The 18,030-nt window shown below is 65.3% G+C and carries 13 protein-coding genes and 2 pseudogenes; 5 read left to right on the forward strand and 10 right to left on the reverse strand.

Annotated features, from left to right (window positions below; all coding sequences use genetic code 11):
- Positions 1–64 precede the first annotated feature (64 nt).
- The 4 genes from K0P03_RS23395 (at position 65) to K0P03_RS23410 (ending at position 5,074) form a co-directional block, all read left to right on the forward strand.
- Positions 65–1,027, forward strand: a complete 963-nt coding sequence (locus tag K0P03_RS23395) for a 2-hydroxyacid dehydrogenase (RefSeq protein WP_023517026.1) — start codon at positions 65–67, stop codon at positions 1,025–1,027.
- A gap of 22 nt (positions 1,028–1,049) precedes the next feature.
- Entirely contained in the window at positions 1,050–2,252 is a 1,203-nt protein-coding gene (locus K0P03_RS23400) for an NAD(P)/FAD-dependent oxidoreductase (protein WP_272790752.1), read from the forward strand.
- Positions 2,253–2,387: 135 nt separating this feature from the next.
- On the forward strand, positions 2,388–3,617 hold the full coding sequence (locus K0P03_RS23405) for a putative DNA modification/repair radical SAM protein (protein ID WP_024269883.1): 1,230 nt from the start codon (positions 2,388–2,390) through the stop codon (positions 3,615–3,617).
- Positions 3,617–5,074 (forward strand): UdgX family uracil-DNA binding protein, encoded by a 1,458-nt coding sequence (locus K0P03_RS23410; protein WP_130517591.1) that lies wholly within the window; start codon positions 3,617–3,619, stop codon positions 5,072–5,074. Before K0P03_RS23405 ends, K0P03_RS23410 begins: the two co-directional genes overlap by 1 nt.
- Before the next feature lie 162 nt (positions 5,075–5,236).
- Here the strand turns inward: K0P03_RS23410 and K0P03_RS23415 are convergent.
- The 5 genes and pseudogenes from K0P03_RS23415 to K0P03_RS23435 all read right to left on the reverse strand — a co-directional run bounded on the left by K0P03_RS23415 (position 5,237) and on the right by K0P03_RS23435 (position 10,183).
- Positions 5,237–6,302 (reverse strand): annotated as a pseudogene (locus K0P03_RS23415) (DUF2218 domain-containing protein).
- Positions 6,299–7,120, reverse strand: a complete 822-nt coding sequence (locus K0P03_RS23420) for an ABC transporter ATP-binding protein (RefSeq protein WP_023515878.1) — start codon at positions 7,118–7,120, stop codon at positions 6,299–6,301. Before K0P03_RS23420 ends, K0P03_RS23415 begins: the two are co-directional and overlap by 4 nt.
- The gene (locus K0P03_RS23425; RefSeq protein ID WP_272790753.1) at positions 7,117–8,151 is read right to left on the reverse strand and encodes a FecCD family ABC transporter permease; all 1,035 of its coding nucleotides are present in this window, start codon (positions 8,149–8,151) and stop codon (positions 7,117–7,119) included. The genes K0P03_RS23420 and K0P03_RS23425 overlap by 4 nt, the downstream gene beginning before the upstream one ends.
- A 2-nt stretch (positions 8,152–8,153) precedes the next feature.
- The gene (locus tag K0P03_RS23430; protein WP_272790755.1) at positions 8,154–9,194 is read right to left on the reverse strand and encodes a FecCD family ABC transporter permease; all 1,041 of its coding nucleotides are present in this window, start codon (positions 9,192–9,194) and stop codon (positions 8,154–8,156) included.
- Positions 9,191–10,183: pseudogene (locus K0P03_RS23435) on the reverse strand (iron-siderophore ABC transporter substrate-binding protein). The gene K0P03_RS23430 and the pseudogene K0P03_RS23435 overlap by 4 nt, the downstream one beginning before the upstream one ends.
- A 287-nt stretch (positions 10,184–10,470) precedes the next feature.
- Here K0P03_RS23435 and K0P03_RS23440 point away from each other — a divergent pair.
- The gene (locus K0P03_RS23440) at positions 10,471–12,603 is read left to right on the forward strand and encodes a TonB-dependent siderophore receptor (RefSeq protein ID WP_272790756.1); all 2,133 of its coding nucleotides are present in this window, start codon (positions 10,471–10,473) and stop codon (positions 12,601–12,603) included.
- 3 nt (positions 12,604–12,606) lie between these two features.
- Here the strand turns inward: K0P03_RS23440 and K0P03_RS23445 are convergent, their stop codons facing one another.
- The 5 genes from K0P03_RS23445 to K0P03_RS23465 all read right to left on the reverse strand — a co-directional run bounded on the left by K0P03_RS23445 (position 12,607) and on the right by K0P03_RS23465 (position 17,885).
- Positions 12,607–13,500, reverse strand: a complete 894-nt coding sequence (locus K0P03_RS23445; protein WP_272790757.1) for a helix-turn-helix domain-containing protein — start codon at positions 13,498–13,500, stop codon at positions 12,607–12,609.
- 224 nt (positions 13,501–13,724) lie between these two features.
- Positions 13,725–14,936 carry an ABC transporter permease gene (locus K0P03_RS23450; protein ID WP_272790758.1) on the reverse strand — a complete coding sequence of 404 codons (1,212 nt, stop codon included), beginning with the start codon at positions 14,934–14,936 and terminating at the stop codon, positions 13,725–13,727.
- A 5-nt stretch (positions 14,937–14,941) separates the two neighbouring features.
- A complete protein-coding gene (locus K0P03_RS23455; RefSeq protein ID WP_272790759.1) occupies positions 14,942–16,084 on the reverse strand; it encodes an ABC transporter permease in 1,143 nt (380 codons plus the stop codon).
- Entirely contained in the window at positions 16,084–16,785 is a 702-nt protein-coding gene (locus K0P03_RS23460; RefSeq protein WP_272790760.1) for an ABC transporter ATP-binding protein, read from the reverse strand. Before K0P03_RS23460 ends, K0P03_RS23455 begins: the two co-directional genes overlap by 1 nt.
- Positions 16,782–17,885: an efflux RND transporter periplasmic adaptor subunit gene (locus K0P03_RS23465; protein ID WP_272790761.1), complete on the reverse strand. Its 1,104-nt coding sequence runs from the start codon at positions 17,883–17,885 to the stop codon at positions 16,782–16,784. The genes K0P03_RS23460 and K0P03_RS23465 overlap by 4 nt, the downstream gene beginning before the upstream one ends.
- Positions 17,886–18,030 lie beyond the last annotated feature (145 nt).

An 18,030-nucleotide genomic window follows, 5' to 3' on the forward strand; every position in this document is an offset into this window, starting at 1 on the left:
ATCATGTTTATTCGTGGCTTTCTGCCGCCGGGAGGGTGGTTGGAATGCAGTCTGGGAGGGATTTATGAAACGACCGCGCCTGCTGATCACCCGTCCCTTGCCGGCCGCCGTGCACGAGCGGGCCGGCGCCCTCTTCGACCTGACGATCCGCAAGGACGCCGGCGCCACGACGGCGGCAGAGCTTTCCGCCGCGCTCCGCGATCACGACGCGATCCTGCCTTCTCTCGGCGATGTCTTCTCGCCGGCGGTGTTTGCCGATGGGGCATTGCCGCGCTGCCGCATCCTTGCCAATTTTGGCGCCGGGGTCAGCCATATCGACCTTGCGGCAGCGGCGCGCGCAGGCATTGCCGTCACCAACACGCCGGGGGCCGTCACCGGCCCGACAGCCGACCTTGCGATGCTGCTCCTCTTGATGACCGCGCGCCGTGCGGGCGAGGGGGAGCGGCTGGTGCGGTCCGGGGCATGGAAGGGCTGGCATCCCGTACAGCTTCTTGGCCGGGATGTTTCCGGCAGCACGATCGGCATTGTCGGCATGGGGCGTATCGGGCAGGAGGTCGCCCGCCGCGCCGCTGCCGGTTTCGGCATGCGGGTGCTGTTCCACAACCGCTCGCCGAAGACCGTGTCCGGCATGGACGCGACACAGGTGCCCCTGGACGATCTGCTGCAACGCGCCGATTTTGTCGTTCTGACCGTGCCGGGTGGCAGCGAGACGCGCCACCTGATCGACGAGCGTGCCTTCGCTTTGATGCGGCCTGAGGCGCATCTCGTCAACGTCTCGCGCGGCGAGGTGGTGGACGAGGTGGCCCTGATCCGCGCGCTCGAATGCCGGCAGATCGCCGGGGCGGCGCTCGATGTCTATGAATTCGAGCCCGCCGTGCCGGCCGCCCTCCGCGAGCGTGACGACGTCGTTCTGCTGCCCCATCTCGGTTCGGCGACGCAGGCGGCACGCGCGGCGATGGGCATGACGGCGCTCGACAATCTGGAGGCCTTTTTCCGCGGCGATGCGCCGGAAAACCGGGTCGCGTGAGCAGGAGCGAGGGGAGGACGACATGAACCACATAGCGATCCTGGGAGCAGGACAGGCCGGGTCGTCGCTGGCGGCCAAACTGCGGGTCCTTGGTTTTGGCGGGCGCATCACGCTCATCGGTGAAGAAGACACGCTGCCCTACCAGCGCCCGCCACTCTCCAAGAAATACCTGATGAAGGAAATGACGCTGGAGCAGCTGCACCTGCGGCCCGAGCGGTTCTACGCGGACAACGACATTGCCCTGCGGCTCGGTGAAAGGATCGTCGCGATCGACCGCGCCGCGCGGCAGATCCGTCTCGATGACGACCGCGTATCTTATGACCAGCTGGCGCTGACGACCGGCGCGACGCCGCGTTCGCTACCGGCCGCGCTCGGTGGCGACCTGTCCGGCGTCTATGTGGTGCGCAATCTGGCCGATGTCGATCGTATGGCCCCGGAGTTCCGCGAGGGGCGACGGGTGCTGGTCGTCGGGGGCGGCTATATCGGGCTGGAGGCCGCGGCGGTGGCGGCCAGGCTCGGCCTCAAGGTGACACTCATTGAGGCGGCGCCCCGTATTCTCCAGCGCGTCGCCGCGCCGGAAACTTCCGATTATTTCCGGAGCCTTCATGCCGGCAACGGTGTCGAAATCCTCGAGGGCACCGGCCTGGCTGGGCTGGAACGCGGGGAGGCGATCTCGGTGGTGTTAGCGGATGGCTCACGCCGGGAGGTGGACTTCGTCATCGCCGGCATCGGCGTGACGGCCAATGACGGGCTCGCGGCGGCGGCGGGTCTCGCCTGCGATGGCGGTGTTATCGTCGATGCGCATGGCAGGACAGGAGATCCCGCCATCTGGGCGGCCGGTGATTGCGCGCGCCTGCCCTATCGCGGTGACATGATCCGGCTGGAGAGTGTGCAGAACGCCATCGACCAGGCTGAAGCCGTCGCGGCCAATATGCTGGGTGCGGCGATGGATTATGTGCCGAAGCCCTGGTTCTGGTCCGACCAGTATGACGTGAAGCTGCAGATCGCCGGCCTGAACACGACATTTGACCGGGTTGTGGTGCGATCGGGAGCGAACGAGAAGGCACGTTCGCACTGGTATTTTCGCAAGGGCGTGCTGCTTGCCGTCGATGCGATGAACGAGCCGCGCAGCTATATGGTGGGCAAGCGCTTGATCGAGGCCGGGCGTTCACCCTTGCCGGAGCAGGTGGCCGATACGGGTTTCGATTTGAAAACCCTGATATGACGGGTTCAAGCCGTGTTCCACCGTGCGGTCTGTCTGGCGCGGTGGTGCAGGCCGTACGGCGTTCTGATGCATTCATGCGCGCGCCGTCTGGGCCGGTTGCTTGACGGCGCGCAAAAGAACATATAGTGAACATTTATGAAGAAATCGATGAAGCAGCGCTTAGCGATCCTCTCGGATGCCGCCAAATACGATGCCTCGTGCGCTTCGAGTGGAACGGTGAAGCGGGACTCCATGGAAAGCGGCGGGCTCGGCTCGACGGAGGGAGCCGGAATTTGCCATGCCTATGCTCCCGACGGCCGATGCATTTCGCTTCTCAAGATTCTTCTCACCAACTTCTGCATCTTCGATTGCGCCTATTGCATCAACCGCTCGTCCAGCAATGTGGAACGAGCCCGGTTCACGCCAGAAGAGGTGGTCTGGCTGACGCTGGAGTTCTACCGCCGCAACTATATCGAAGGGCTGTTCCTGTCGTCGGGCATCATCCGCTCGCCCGATCACACAATGGGAGAGATGGTGCGCGTGGCGCGGGAGCTGCGAACGGTGCATGGATTTGGCGGCTACATCCATTTGAAATCCATCCCCGATGCCGCGCCGGAACTGATCGAGCAGGCGGGGCTTTACGCCGATCGCCTGTCGCTCAACATCGAGCTTCCGACGGATGCCGGCATCGGCCGCTTCGCACCGCAGAAGCGCCCGGAGGGAATTCGCCGTGCGATGGGCGACCTGCGCCGCAAGATCGAAGCGGCGGATGAGCCGACCTTACAGTCGAAACGACGCAAGCGCTTCGTGCCGGGTGGGCAGAGCACGCAGATGATCGTCGGGGCCGACGGTGCGGATGATGCAACCATCCTGAAAACCAGCGCCCGGCTCTATGGCAGCTACGGACTGAAGCGTGTCTACTATTCCGCCTTCAGCCCCATCCCTGACGCCTCCCGTGCGCTTCCGCTGATCAAGCCGCCGCTGGTTCGTGAACACCGGCTCTACCAGGCCGACTGGCTCTATCGCTTCTACGGTTTCGGCGTCGACGAGATCACGGCATCAACCGGCGGCATGCTCGATCTCGACATGGACCCGAAGCTCGCCTGGGCTCTCGCCAATCGCGATGCGTTTCCAGTGGATGTCAACCGGGCCGAGCGGGAACGGCTGCTGCGCGTGCCTGGCTTCGGCACGAAGACCGTGGAGGCCATTCTTTCCAGCCGCCGCCTCCGCCGTCTGCGGCTGGAGGACCTGGCAAGGCTCGGCGTTTCGCTGCGCAAGGTACGTGCCTTCATCGAAACGGACGGTTGGACGCCCCGCCGCCTTGCCGACCGGGCCGACCTGAAGGCGTTCTTCGCACCCAGGCCGGTACAGCTTTCGCTGCTCTGATGCACAGGGTCTTCCTTCTCGGCCGCGGTGACTTTGCCGAATGGCGGGATGCGGCCCGCGCACTCGCTGCCGCCGGTGTTGCACCGCGGGAGGTGGAATGGCGGACGTCGGGGGAGAACGAGCTCTTTGCGGCGGGGCAGAACCTGCCGAAAGCCTTGCCTCGGGCGCGGGCGCTCACCGTTCCCGCCGGTTTTCTGGAGTTGGCCGAGGCGGTCGTCTGCCATACCGAACCCGGCCGTTTCCATCTCCTCTACAGGCTGCTCTGGCGCCTGCAATCCGACAGGAACCTTCTCGCGCTGCCGGCGGACGAGGATGTTGCCCGGGCACGGCTGCTTGCCAGAAATGTTCATCGCGATAGCCACAAGATGACGGCCTTCGTACGCTTCAAGGAGGTTTTCGGAGAAGCGGTGGGCCGCCGCCGGTTCGTCGCCTGGTTCGAGCCGTCGCATTTCGTGGTTGCCCGCACGGCGCCTTTCTTCCGTCGACGCTTTGCCGATATGGACTGGATGATCGCCACCCCGCGCGGGTCGGCGCGCTGGGATGGCGAGACCCTGGCCTTCGATCCGCGCCCTTGTGAAAATCCCGGCCATGACGACCCGACGGATGACCTCTGGTGCACCTACTATGCGAGCATCTTCAATCCGGCCCGGCTCAAGGTGAAGGCCATGCAGACGGAGATGCCGAAGAAGTACTGGCGCAACCTGCCGGAGGCGGCGCTGATTCCAGGCCTCATCGCCCATGCCGAGGCGAATGTGCGCGCCATGGCCGAACGCGCCGCCAGCGATCCGCCGCTCTTTCACCATCGTCTCCAGGATGCCGCCCCGACATTGCCGCAGGTCAGGCTGGAAAGCCCGGGCACGCTTGATGCGCTGCGCGAAGAGGCAGGACGGTGCACGCGGTGCCCGCTGCATTGCGCCGCCACGCAAACCGTATTTGGCGAGGGGCCACAGGGTGCACGGATCATGATGGTCGGGGAGCAACCGGGTGATCAGGAGGATCTTGCTGGCCGTCCTTTTGTCGGCCCGGCAGGCAGGGTCTTGGACGCCGCGCTGCACGAGGCGGGCATCGCCCGCGACAGTCTCTATCTGACGAATGCGGTAAAGCACTTCAAATATGTCCCTCGTGGCAAGCGCCGTCTTCACCAGCGACCGGACAGGGGCGAGATCGAGCACTGCCGGTGGTGGCTTGCCAAGGAGATCGATGCTGTCCAGCCGAGCCTTGTCGTCACGCTCGGCGCGACCGCCCTCCATGCGCTGAGCGGAGAGCGCCGCCCGCTCAGTGAAGTTCGCGGCAAGCCGATCGCCATGGAAGGCGCGCGGTTGCTCTACCCCACAATCCACCCATCCCATCTGCTGCGCCTTCCGGACGGCGCGGAACGGTTGAGGCAGCATGCCCTTTTCGTTGAGGATCTGCGTGCCATCCGGGCTATGATCGAGCGGGCGCATTCCCTTTGCTGAAGGAACCGGTGGTGCGGCGTTTGGCTTCAGGGGGCGTTGCGCCGCCTTCTCGATAAAAGTCGTTCCCTGCCCGGCAATTTATGGGTTGCCTCATGCCAGCCGGGATCTCAACCGGTTGCGACCCGGAGAAGCCGTCTTTGGATGGGGAAAGGTGCCGTTCCGTCAGGCGTTGTCGCGCTCCCAGTACCAGGCGGCATAGGTGCGCTTGCGATCGTGCCCGCGGCCCTTGAGGAATGCGCGGACAAGCCGGACATCCTCCCGCTCGCAGGCGACCCAGACGAAGGCTTCTTCATCCACGGCAGCAAGTGCCTCTATCACCGTCTGCGCGAGCATGTTCTTGTTGCCCGCCGGGTAGCTGGCGCGGTGCAGCCAGCGTATGTCGAGCGTTCCGGTGGTCGGCAGCGGCTGCTCTTCCGCCGCATCCGCCACCTCTATGATCGCCTGCATCCTCGTGCCTTCGGGCGCTTCGGCGGCGATGCGGGCGATGGCGGGCAAGGCGCTTTCGTCCCCGGCAAGGAAGATGGTTTCGGCCTGCGGAAGGTCGCCGCCGCCGGGGCCGAGCAGGGCGAGCCTGTCCCCCCGGCTGCGCATCCCGGGCGAAATCCGCGCCGGGTGTCGCAACGCCAGGCAGGGGATGCTGCAGGAAGTCGACCGAGAGTTCGCCGCGCTCGGCGTTGACGGCGCGGATCGTGTAGACGCGCACGAGCAGCGCATCCTCGCCCTCCGGCCAGGCAATGCGGCCGTCATCGCGCAGCCCCGGCCAGACCGGCGTCCGGCCTTTCGGCGGCACCAGCAGGCGCACATGCATGCCCTCGCCGATGAAAGGCTTCACGTCTGTGCAAGCAAAGATGACGCGCCGCATGTGCGGCGTCACGTCCTCGGCCGAGACGACGGTCACTTCATGAAGATTGGCGAGCCGCGAACGCGTCGCCGGTTCGGACCAGGTGAGTTCCAGCGGGTCCTCGCCGGCGAAATAGAAGAGGTGCTCGGCGATGACCGTGCGGCTCATCTGAAGCGTCTCGTCGCTCGGGCAGGCGAGATCGATGAGGAGCCGCCCGCCGTCGAGACGCATATCGGCTGTGCCAATCTCGCTCGTCAGCGTCGCGGCATTTTCCGTGCGCCGCACCTCGGCGTGCTCGACGAAGTGCTCGCAAACCTCATCGAGCATTTTCAGCGCATCCTTCGGCAGCGCGACACCGGTGAGCTTGAATTGCGGGAGGGCGTTCATGCGGGCTCCTTGATTACGGGGGAAATCATGCGGTGGCGGCCGATCGGCAACATGGTCGGCCGACCGGAGGTCGGGTCGGTGATGATGCGACTTTCGAGTCCGAAGACCTGTCGCACATGGTCTTCCGTCAGGACGGTCTCCGGCGGGCCGGCTACATGCAGTCGGCCGTTCGCCATCGCGACAAGGTGGTCGGCGTAGCGCGCGGCAAGGTTCAGATCGTGCAGCACCATCACGATGGTGGTGCCGCGCGTCTGGTTGAGGTCGGTCAGGAGGTCCAGCACCTCGATCTGGTGGCTGATGTCGAGGAAGGTGGTGGGCTCGTCGAGCAGCAGGAGGTCCGTCTGCTGGGCGAGCGCCATGGCGATCCAGACACGCTGGCGCTGACCGCCCGAGAGTTCGTCGATCGGCCGTTCCGCAAGGTCGTCGGTCTTCGTCGCCGCAAGGGCGGCGGCGACCGCTACGTCGTCTTCGCGCGTCCAGCGGGAAAAGACCCCCTGATGCGGATGGCGGCCACGGCTGACAAGGTCGGCGACGGTGATGCCCTCGGGCGCGATGGGCGATTGGGGCAGGAGGCCGAGCGTGCGGGCAAGATCTCTTGAGGGAATGCGATGGATCGACTTGCCGTCCAGCAACACCTGCCCTCTTTGGGCCGGCAGTAGGCGCGAGAGGGTGCGCAGCAGCGTGGACTTGCCGCAGGCGTTCGCCCCGACGATGACGGTGATCCTCCCGGGCGGCACGGCAAGGTCCAGCCCGTCGAGGATGCGTGTTTCGCCGTAGCCGGCGGAAAGGCCGGTGGCGAGGAGGGTGTGCGGTTTCATAGGGAGCCTCCGGACCGGTTGACGCGCACGATCAGGAAAATCAGGTAGGGCGCACCGAGCGCCCCGGTGACGACGCCGACGGGATAGCGGCTCGGCAGCAGGAACTGGCCGCAATAATCGCCGACCAATACCAGCGCCGCGCCTGTCAGTGCCGCTGGGACGAGCAGCGAGCCGTTGTTGCCGACGATGCGGGCGGCGATCGGCCCCGCGAGGAAGGCGACGAAGGCGATCGGCCCCGAAATGGCCGTGGCGCTGGCGATCATGCCGACAGCAGCGATGATGACGAGCACGCGGGTCTGGCCGACCCGGACGCCGAGCGCGGCCGCGGTGTCGTCGCCAAGCCGCAGGGCTTCGAGGTCGCGGGCGCGGGAAAGCAGCAGGCCGCCGAAGACGGCGAGCGCGACGACGAGCGGCAGGCTCTGGCCGAGCTGTGCGCCGTTGACGCTGCCCGTGAGCCAGCGCAGCGCCTCTTGCAGGGTCCAGGCGGGGGCGGTGGAGAGGATGTAGGCGATGACGCTCTCCAGCATGGCCGAAACGCCAATGCCGACGAGGATGAGCCGCGTGCCCGCGACGCCGTTGCGAAAGGAGAGCGCGTAGACGACGAGCGCCACGCCGAGCCCGGCGATAACGGCGAGGATCGAGACGATCGGCCCCGAAAGCCCGAGCACGACGATGGCGAAGACCGCGGCGGCGCTCGCCCCCCAGCTTATGCCGATAATGTCGGGGCTCGCCAGCGGATTGCGCAGCATGATCTGGAAGGCGACGCCGCCGAGGCCGAAACTGAGGCCGGCGAGGATCGCGAGCATGGCGCGCGGCAGCCGGAGCTGGCCGACCGTGAAGGCGACATCAGGCACATCCTCGCCCATCAGTGCGCGGAAAATGTCCTGCGGCGGGGTGAAGGACTGGCCGAGCAGCAGGGTCAGCAGGAAGGTCGCGGTGACGAGCGTGGAGAGGAGGCCGATGACGCAGTGGCGCCGGCGGGCGCGGCGATGGCGGTTTCTCGCAATGGAATCGACGAGGGGGGCGAGCATGGTCAAAGGTCCCGCACCCGCTGGCGGCGGACGATCCAGATGAAGAAGGGCGCGCCGATCAGCGCCGTCACGATGCCGACGTCCAGTTCGGCCGGTCTTGCCACGATGCGCCCGACGATGTCGGCGGCGATCAGCAGGCAGGCGCCGCCGAGGGCGGAAAAGGGCAGCAGCCAGCGATGGTCGCTGCCGGTCAGGAGGCGAACGAGATGCGGTACGATGAGGCCGAGAAAGCCGATCGGGCCGCAGACAGCCGTCGTCGCGCCTGCGAGCAGGATCGCGCCGAAGGCGGCGACGGCGCGGGTGGTCGCGACATGTTCGCCGAGGCCGGCGGCAAGCTCGTCGCCAAGCGCGAGCGCGTTGAGCTTGCGGGCGGAGAGAAGGCTGATGACAAAGCCGGCGGCAAGGAAAGGCAGGACGGGAAGGATGCGTTCGAAGGTCGCCCCGCCGACGCCGCCGATCTGCCAGGCGCGCACGCCGCCGGCAATGTCGGCGCGCGGCAGGACGACGGCGATGACCAGCGAGGAGAAGGCGACGGACGTGGCGGCGCCGGCGAGCGCCAGCCTCTGCGGCGTCGCCCCGCCCCGCCCCAGCGAGCCGATGACGTAGACGAAGATCGCCGCCGCCCCCGCCCCGAGGATGGCGGTGACGATATAGGCATAGGCGCTTTCGATGCCGAACCAGGCGACGCCGACCACGACGGCGAGCGATGCCCCCATGTTGACGCCGAGAATGCCGGGATCGGCGAGGGGATTGCGCGTCACGCCCTGCATGACCGCGCCGGCAAGGCCGAGCGCGGCGCCGGCGAGCAGCGCCAGCAGCGTGCGGGGAATGCGCATCGCCACAGCCGCCTCGCCGATCGTCTCGACCCTGCCGCCAAGCGCGGAAAGCATATCGCCAAGGCCGACATCCCGCGTGCCGATCGCCACCGACAGAGCCATCAGCACGACCAGCGCGGTGGCGACCAGCAGCAGCCAGAGCCCGCGCAGGCGCTTGAGGCGCCCGGTCGGCGCCGGATTTCGTGCCGTGGCGGCGTGTGATGTCATTTCGTTTTCCCGGCCGCTTCCGCGAGGAGCGCGACATAGTCCTTCAGCACCCAGGAGATCGATAGCGGCGTCGGATTGGCGGCCGTGCCGACCGGGTCGCGGCCGAGCATGACGAGCGCGTCCTTGCTGACGGCGGGCATGCGCGAGAGCAGGAGATCGGCCTTCACGGCGTCGAGCAGCGGCGTGCCGCCGTAGCTGACGACGATATCGACATCGTCGAAGGCGTCGACCTGTTCGGCGCTGACGCTGGCGGCGAATTGTCCGGGCTTTGTTGCGTCCAGCACGCTTTTCGGAGAGGCGAGGCCGAGGTCGCGGAAGAATTTGATGCGCGTGTCGTTGGCGGTATAGAAGTTCACCATGCTGAGGTCGGTCGCGTCGAGATGGGTGACGAAGATCGCCGATTTGCCCTTGAGGACCGGATAGCCGGCGACCGTGTCGGCGATTTCCTTCTAGATGCGTGCGATTAGCGCTTCGCCGTCCTTTGCCATGCCGAGCCCGGCGCTGTTGAGCCGGATCGTCTCGCGCCAGTCCGTCGACCAGGCGGATTGCGGATAGGCGACGACGGGGGCGATCTGGCTCAGCGTCTCGTAGTCCGCCTGGCTGAGGCCGGAATAGGCGGCGAGGATGACATCCGGCCTCGTCGCCGCGACGGCCTCGAAATCGATACCGTCGCCCTCGTCGAACAGGACGGGCTTTTCGCCGCCGAGTTCCGTCAGCCTTTCCGCCGCCCAGGGCAGGAGACCATCGCCGTCGTCGTCGCCGAAATTGGCGGCGGCAAAGCCCACGGGCACGATGCCGAGCGCCAGCGGCACTTCATGGTTCGCCCAGGCGACGGTCGCCACGCGCGCCGGCTTCTTCGTGATCGTCGTCGTTCCGAAGGCATGCTCGATGACGATGGGATAGGCGGTTTCGTCCGCGGCCCATGCGGTCGGCGTGATCCAGAGGCAGAGGGCAACAAGAACCAGCGGGAAGCGAAAAAGCCGCGACATGGGCGAAACCCTCCAGGGCGATTAAAAGTGGAGTTTCCGTTTCAGGTTCATCGCGCGGCGTCAAGGCGAAGGTACGGCTTGTTGGAAGGTGGCGGCGAAGTTTCCGGGGTTTCCTACAAAACCATGGAATTCTCCAATACTGGATAGTAGATCTCAAGTTATTCCGGCTTCAAGGGACAGTCGCATCGGCCTGAGGGGGGATGCGCAGGTTTACGCCTGTTCCGGCTGGCATTCGGTAGGACCTGCCGTCCGCCGGCGAGCGCAACTTCAATTTCTGGAACACGACGATGGACATCAAGACGACCGGCGCCGATACGAGGCAGCCTCCTATCCGTTTGAGGACTGCGGTCCTGCTCGGCTGCACCGCGCTCGTCGCCCTTGTGCCGTCCGCCTCGCGCGCCCAGCAGGCGGATGCCGGCTCCACCACGGTGCTTGAGACCATCACTGTCGAAGGCGATGGTTCTGCAACGGGCGGCGACAACGATGCCCGGTCGATCGTCGCGAAGAAGACGACCGCCGGCGGGCGCATGGCGACGGAGATCCTGAACACGCCGGCAACGGTCTCCGTCATCACGGCAAAGGAAATCCAGCAGCGCGGCGCCGAGACCGTCGAGGAGATCCTGCAATATACGGCGGGCGTCACCACGGATTTCTACGGTTCGGATGACCGCTACGACTTCTTCAAGATCCGCGGTTTCGACGCGACGACCTACCGCGACGGGCTGATCCTCGGCCGCCCCTTCGGCGGGGTGCGGGAAGAGGCCTATGCCTTCGAGCGTGTCGAGGTGCTTAAGGGCGCGAACTCCACGACATTCGGCGTCTCCGATCCCGGCGGTGCGGTCAACTATGTGACGAAGCGCCCGCGCAGCGAGAAATTCGGCGAGGCCTATGTCACGGGCGGCTCGTTCGACCGCAAGGAGGTCGGCTTCGACTTCGGCGACAATCTGACGGCCGACGACACGCTCTCCTATCGTTTTACCGGCAAGCTGCGCGATGCCGATGCGGAGTACGATCATTCGCGCGATGATGAAAAATTCTTCATGGGTGGGCTGACCTGGCGGCCGACGGACGCCACCAGCCTTACCATCGTCTACGATCACCTCAACAAGGACGGCGTGCCCGGCAGCGGCGGGCATCCGGTGGGCACCGATTTCGACCGCAGCCGCTTCTTCGGCGAGCCGGACTATAATTTCCGCGGTACGAACCGCGATACGGTCAGCGTCCTGTTCGACCACGATTTCGGCTCGGGCCTGACCTTCGGCGCGAATGCGCGCTACAGCAAATCCGACACCGATTTCGGCTACGCCTATATTTCCGCAACGCCAACGGACGGCTCCACGACCGCCTCGCGCGCCTTCTTCGGCAACGAGGCCTCGAACCGGCAGTTCATCATCGACGCGCATCTGCAATACGAGGCGAATTTCGATGCCGTCGACAGCCGCACCCTGGTCGGCGCCGAGTACAACGACATGAAGGGCGACAACGATACCTGGTGGGGACCGGCACCCGGCATTGACTGGACGAACCCGATCTATACGGGCCGGCCCACCGACCTGCCGCTGATCGCCAGCACGCGCGGCGACCAGACGGGCAAGGCGCTCTACATCCAGCAGGAGCTGACCTTCTGGGACAAGTTTATCGTCACGGCCGGCCTTCGCAACGACTGGCTCGACCTCAGCGAGGTGAACAAGCTGACAGGCGCCAAGAGCGAGGGCGACTTCAGCGAGTTGACGAAACGCATCGGCCTCACCTATCGCGTCACCGATGAGATCGCGCCCTTCGTCAGCTATGCCGAATCGGTTGCCGCGCCCTCCATCGGCGTCGAGCCGGAGCGTGGCGAGCAGATCGAGCTCGGCGTGAAATACCAGCCGGACGCTTTCCCGGCGCTTATCACGGCCTCGATCTACGACCTGACGAAGAACAACATCACCCGCACCAATCCTGCCACGAACCTGCAGGAGACGATCGGCGAGGTGCGCGTGCGCGGTTTCGATCTGGAGGCCAAGGCGGAATTGACGCCGAACTGGAGCCTGACGGCCGGTTATTCCTATCTCGATGCCGAGATCGTCGAGAACGGCACGGCCGGCAACGAGGGCAACCGGCCCTACCATGTGCCCAAGCACACCGCCTCGCTCTGGGTCAACTACATGCTCGAGGGCGACGGCAAGCGCGGCGACATGACCTTCGGCCTCGGCGGGCGCTACACCGGCTCCTATTACTTCAACGACGAAAACACGGTGAAAACGGGCAGCAACTTCCTCGTCGATGCGGCTTTCAGCTACAAGGTGTTCGAGAACACCTCGTTCGAGGTGAACGTCTCCAACCTGTTCGACCGCAAACATGTCGACTACGGCGGTTTTGGCGCGGATTTCTACAATCCAGGCCGCTCGATCTCGGCGACGCTGCGCCAGACCTGGTAGTCGCTAGCGGACCTGCTGCACCCGCCGCCAGGCGGCGGGTGTCTCGCCGGCGATCTGGCGAAAGGCTTTGGTCAGGTGCGCCTGGTCGGAAAAGCCGAGCTGGGCGGCGATGTCGGCGATGGTCAGCTCGCTTTCCACCAGCAGTTTCTGCGCGAGGTCGATGCGCTTGCCGAGCTGCCATTGCAGCGGCGTCTTGCCGGTCGTCTGCTTGAAGACGTTGGCGAACCAGCTTTCGGAAAGACCGACCGTCTCAGCCATTTCGGCGACGGTCAGGCGGCCATCGCTTTGCGTATTGATGCGGGCGGTGAGCCGGTTCATCTGCGCCTGCGTCAGCCGGCCGTTCTGTGGTTCGCTGGTGAAATCCTGAATGTCGAGCAGGCCGCTGACGATGGTTCCGACCAGGCTTTCGGCATAGAGTGCATGTTTGGTCGGGCTCGAGACCTCGTCGACGAGCAGGCTCGCCAGCGTCTCGATCGCGCCGACATCCTGGATCTCCACCGGGCGGCGGAGCGCCGCGAGCGCGGCCGACGTGCCGACCGTCGGCGACAGGAACCGCAGCATGCGGTCCTTGTGGAGATGCAGATCGAGATGGGAAAAGCGATGGGCGGAGGTGAAACTCGTCCAGAGCGGAACGCCGGCCGGCACATAGACCGCGCGGGTCATCGGGCGCGAATGCGCGAGCATGCCGCCGTCACGGTTGGTCATCTGGATGTGCGGTGACACGTCGTTGAAGAAGATCACGATGCGCGGATCGGGCGAAAGGTAGTAGCCCCGCGCACCGGGATGGCCCTCCGCATCCCAGAAGACGCCGACCAGCCCGTCGAGGCTGCGCCATTTTACCGGGGCAAGCACCTTGATGCCTTCCGTATGGCAGGTCATTGCATGCTGGTAGTTCACCGTTCAAAGCCACCCATGATCGAGCAGTCCTCGCATGTCTGCATGCGTTTAAGGCCAAGCGGTACGCGATGGCAACCGCTCCTGGGCGTGCAGCAATCGCACAAAAATATGATTAAAAATATCATGTTTTTTCCTCAGGGCAAGTCGCGGGCGAATCTCGGATCTTGAAGCAGAAGCTCCCGCTGCTTCGAGATCCGAGACCCTTCCTGCCAACAGGAACAGACCTAGCCGCGCGCGCGCAGGGCCTCCGTCATCGGCAGCCGCGTGGCGGCGATGGCGGGCAGTGCGCCACCGACGATGCCGATGGCGAGGCCAAGCAGGCCGGATATCGCAAGGATATCCGGCGTGATGGTGAGCTGGAAGGCCATCCGTGTATTGTTCGCGCCAAGCGTGCTCGCCTGCCATCCATGGAAGACAAGCCATGAGGCAAAAAGGCCGAGAAGGACACCGGCGCTTGCGAGCACCACGGCCTCGACCCAGGTGCCGAAAAAGGCCGAGAGACGGCTGAAGCCGAGCGCGCGGACGGTGGCGATCTCGACGGTGCGGTCGGAAACGGAGCTCATCATCGTGTTGAGGGCGCCTGCCGTGGCGCCGACCGCCATCAGCAACGCCAGCGGCCAGCCGAACAGGCGGATGAGGCTTGCGGTGCGCCCGGATTGCGCTGCGTAGAGATCGGCTTCGGAAAGCGTGACGAGCGGTGTCTGCGTGATCGTGACGAGGCTCCTCCGCAGACGCTCGAGCGCATCGGGCCCGGTAAGGCGAAGTTTCAGGCTCTGCACTTCGCCCTGCCGGTCGAAGGCGGCGCGCACCGCATCGAGGTCGGCCCAGATTTCGGACTCGAAGGCGCTGCCATGGGCGGAAAAGCGACCGGCAACCGTCCAGTCGACGGCGCCGAGGCGAACCGTGTCGCCTACATCGAGGCCGAATTCCTCGGCGAGGCGATCTCCGACGACGATTTCGCGCGTGCCGGGTTTGAAGACGTGTCCGGCCGACAGTGCGATGCCATCGCGGATCGACGGGCCGGCCGCATCCATGCCGCGCAGTGCCAGTGTGCGGGCTGGCTCCTCCGCTTCAAGCTTCATATCGACGGGGACGACGATCTCGCGGGAGGAAGCGAGTTTGCCCTCGGTATCACGGACGACCCCGATATCGCCGGTCATGGCGTCGAGCGTGCGGATGACGGCTGCGGGAATGTCCGAACCCGTCTCCTGGTTCGTACCGCCGCCAAGAAGGACTGCGACCGATGGTGAGCCTGCGCTGGCGAGCGCGGTTTCGAACCCCTTTGCCATGGAGAGGAAGCCGGCAAGCACGCAGACGACGAGCGCGACCGACAGAGCCATGGAGGCCGAAATCGCGCGGCGGCGCGACAGGCTGGAAAGATTCGTGCGGATCATCACAAGTGTTTGTCGGCTATGGGCGGAAGTGGATTTCAGCATGGCGGTTACCTCGTTCTGAAAGCAGCGATGATCGGTGTGCGCATTGCGTTGAAGGCCGGTAGCGCGCCGGTTGCGAGGCCGAGGGCAGCGATGATGGCCAGCGCCTTGGCGAGGACGGGAAGGGAGAAGACCAGGCCGAGTGCCGGGCCGGCGAGCATGGTTGCAAGCTTTGCCAGGGCGAGCCCGATACCGCCGCCCACGGCGAAGATGAAGAGTGTTTCACCGAGGATGAGCACAACGATAGCGCGACGGGAGAAACCCAGTGTCTTCAACACGCCAATTTCGAACGTACGTTCGCGCACGGCAAAGACCATGGTGTTCACGACGATCATCAGCAGCGTGATGAACGCCGCGCCGACGACGAGATTCACAATCAGGCCGACATCGGCATACTGGCGCAGGAAAGCTTCCAGGAACTGCTTTTCCGATTGCGTGCGTGTCGGCGTCGGCGAATTGGCGAAGAGGGCGTCGATCCGGGCAGCGAGTTTTCCGGGGGCGATGCCGGCGCGGGGCCGGACGACGAAAGCATCCACAGTCTCCTTGCCGCGCGCACGGGCAGCATTCACATAATCGTAGCGTGCGATCAGGAAATAGGTGTCGGTGGCAGCGCTTTCACCCTCGAAGAGGCCGGCTATCTCGAAGCGCCAGTCCCGGCTGCCATCTTCTCGCGGTGTATCGAAGGCAGTGACGGTAATCCGCTGACCGACGGCCCAGCCTTGTGCTTCGGCAAGGGCCCGGCCGACCAGAACCCGGTCGCGCGCCCCGTCGATCGCCTTCATCAGCGCGGGCGTCAACCCGAGTTCCTTTCCATTGACAGCCATCAGCCTGTCGGGGTCGGCGGCGCTGACGGCGACGACGTTCTTCTCGACATCGACGAAACCGCGCAGGCGCGCGACATATCCCACGACCGCGACATCGGGGTCTGCAGTGATGCGCGACATTGCCGCCATGGGCAGGGGGACCGTGCGGCCGCTCACGCTGGTGACGCCGAGAAGGTCGTCGCTTGCGCCGACTGCCCCCTGGGCTCCGGCAAGGAAACTCGCCGTCAGGCCGTAAATGAGAAAGGCGGCCGCAATCGAGAGCATGAGCAGCAAGGTACGCAGCGGCTTGCGCCAGGCATTCCTGCGGGCGAGATCGAAAAAGCGCATCAGGCGGCCCTCTTCTCTTCGATGAAATCGCCTTTGTCGAGATGCAACGTGCGGCGGGCGTAGAGGGCCGCTTGCGGATCGTGGGTCACCATGACGATGGTCTTTCCAAGCTCGCGATTGAGGAAGCGCAGCATGTCCAGAACCTCGTCGGCGGACTTGCGGTCGAGGTCACCGGTCGGTTCGTCGCAAAGCAGCAAGCCCGGATCGGTGACGAGAGCGCGGGCGATGCCGACGCGCTGTTGCTGGCCGCCGGACATCAGCGCCGGATATTGCCTTTCCCGTCCGGCGAGGCCGACGAGACCCAGAGCCCTTTCGACGCGCAGGCGCCGCTCCTGGCGCGACAGCGGCTTCAGCAGCAAGGGCAATTCGACATTCTCGGCAGCGGTGAGCATGGGCAGCAGATTGTAGAACTGGAAGACGATGCCCATGTTGTGTGCCCGCCAGGAGGAGCGGGCGGCTTCCCCCATCTGGTCGAGGTGGCTGGTGCCGATGCGCAGGGTCCCGGCATCCGGTCGATCGATGCCGGCCAGCATGTTGAGCAATGTCGACTTGCCGGATCCGGACGGGCCCATGACGGCAACGAAATCGCCACGCGGAATGGCAAGATCGAGGCCGGAAAAAATGGCGATCCTCTCGCTACCGATAAGATATGCCTTCCTGATACCGGCAAGGGCGATATAGGGGGTCGGGTCGTGGGTCATTGCGTCTTGTCTCCTGTTTCGTCGAGGGTGATGCGGATGCGGGCCGCCATGTTGGGCCGGATGCCTTCCGGCGGGCCGGCAAGCGTCAGGCGTAGCGTGAGGGTGCCTTTTTCGGCCGAGGCAACGGGCGCCAGCCGCAGCACCGTCACCGGGAAGGGATGGTCGGGGAAACCGTCGAGCACGGCCTCGCCGCGCAGGCCGGGCCTCAGCGCGTCGATGGTGGTTTCCGCCACGTCGGCGTCGATCACGAGGCTTGTCGTATCGGTAATCGTGAGCAGGCTCTGGTTTTCGCGAACGCTGTCAACCCGCGCCAGCACCGTATCGCCCATGCGGGCATCGAGGCGCGTGACGGTGCCCGTCAGTGGAGCACGAACGGTCAGTTCACCGACCCGTTCCGCGGCAATGCGAATGGCAAGATCGGCACTGTCGACGGATTGAACCGCCTGCGCGACGGCGTTGGCCGCTCGTTCTGCAGCCGAACGCGCCTCTTCCAGTACCTGCGTGGAGGCAGCGTTGCGGGCTGCGAGGATTTCCGTGCGGGCAAGCCGTGCCCGGGCCTGTGCAAGGTCGATGTCGCGGGCGCCGAGGATCAGTTTGGCCTCGGCCTTTGCAGCATTTGCCTGGTCGAGTGCGAAACGGGCGCCGGCATCCTCCAGCGTAACCAGGACCTCGCCCGCTTCGACATGATCGCCCGGCACCACGGCGACCCGTGTGATCTTGCCTTCATACTTGGCGAAGACAGTGGTTGCGTTGGGTGCGACGACGAAACCGGAGCCGGTGATCTCGCGTCTGGCCGGCAGTGCGCCGCGGATGGCGGATTGCTCCGCATCAAGCGCCCCGGCCTGCGGCACGGCAGCGAGGTCGCCCGCTTCGCGTTCCGGCTCTGATCGCGCGGTTTCGAACTGGCGCACCACCTCCGTTCGATAGAGTATGAGACCGCCGGCTCCGACAGCCAGCGCCAAGAGGCAGATCGGCAGGATGAGCCGCCTGAGCATCGGCTTCGGCGGCGTGTCTTCGCAGGAGAGATCAAGCGCAAGCGACTTGAGTATCTCGGCGCGTTTGCGCTGGTGGTCGGTGGTGATGTCGATATGAGTGTTCATGCCGGATATGGTGGCCGGCTGGCGGACAGACTCGACCTGAAACGTGTTCAGGGTCGTGCTCGATCGCGATCGAGGACATTCTGTCCTTGCTCGTTCCATCGAAAGCCGAAGCCACATTCTCACGCGGTGAACCGGATGTTCTCGC

The sequence above is a fragment of the Shinella sp. HY16 genome (genome assembly GCF_028534175.1).
Taxonomy (GTDB): Bacteria; Pseudomonadota; Alphaproteobacteria; order Rhizobiales; family Rhizobiaceae; genus Shinella.

Coding starts and splice junctions, on each gene's coding strand:
- K0P03_RS23395 (WP_023517026.1), top strand. CDS start 65: ATGAAACGACCGCGCCTGCTGATCACCCGTCCCTTGCCGGCCGCCGTG.
- K0P03_RS23410 (WP_130517591.1), top strand. CDS start 3,617: ATGCACAGGGTCTTCCTTCTCGGCCGCGGTGACTTTGCCGAATGGCGG.
- K0P03_RS23400 (WP_272790752.1), top strand. CDS start 1,050: ATGAACCACATAGCGATCCTGGGAGCAGGACAGGCCGGGTCGTCGCTG.
- K0P03_RS23440 (WP_272790756.1), top strand. CDS start 10,471: ATGGACATCAAGACGACCGGCGCCGATACGAGGCAGCCTCCTATCCGT.
- K0P03_RS23405 (WP_024269883.1), top strand. CDS start 2,388: ATGAAGAAATCGATGAAGCAGCGCTTAGCGATCCTCTCGGATGCCGCC.
- K0P03_RS23465 (WP_272790761.1), bottom strand. CDS start 17,885: ATGAACACTCATATCGACATCACCACCGACCACCAGCGCAAACGCGCC.
- K0P03_RS23420 (WP_023515878.1), bottom strand. CDS start 7,120: ATGAAACCGCACACCCTCCTCGCCACCGGCCTTTCCGCCGGCTACGGC.
- K0P03_RS23450 (WP_272790758.1), bottom strand. CDS start 14,936: ATGCTGAAATCCACTTCCGCCCATAGCCGACAAACACTTGTGATGATC.
- K0P03_RS23455 (WP_272790759.1), bottom strand. CDS start 16,084: ATGCGCTTTTTCGATCTCGCCCGCAGGAATGCCTGGCGCAAGCCGCTG.
- K0P03_RS23425 (WP_272790753.1), bottom strand. CDS start 8,151: ATGCTCGCCCCCCTCGTCGATTCCATTGCGAGAAACCGCCATCGCCGC.
- K0P03_RS23430 (WP_272790755.1), bottom strand. CDS start 9,194: ATGACATCACACGCCGCCACGGCACGAAATCCGGCGCCGACCGGGCGC.
- K0P03_RS23460 (WP_272790760.1), bottom strand. CDS start 16,785: ATGACCCACGACCCGACCCCCTATATCGCCCTTGCCGGTATCAGGAAG.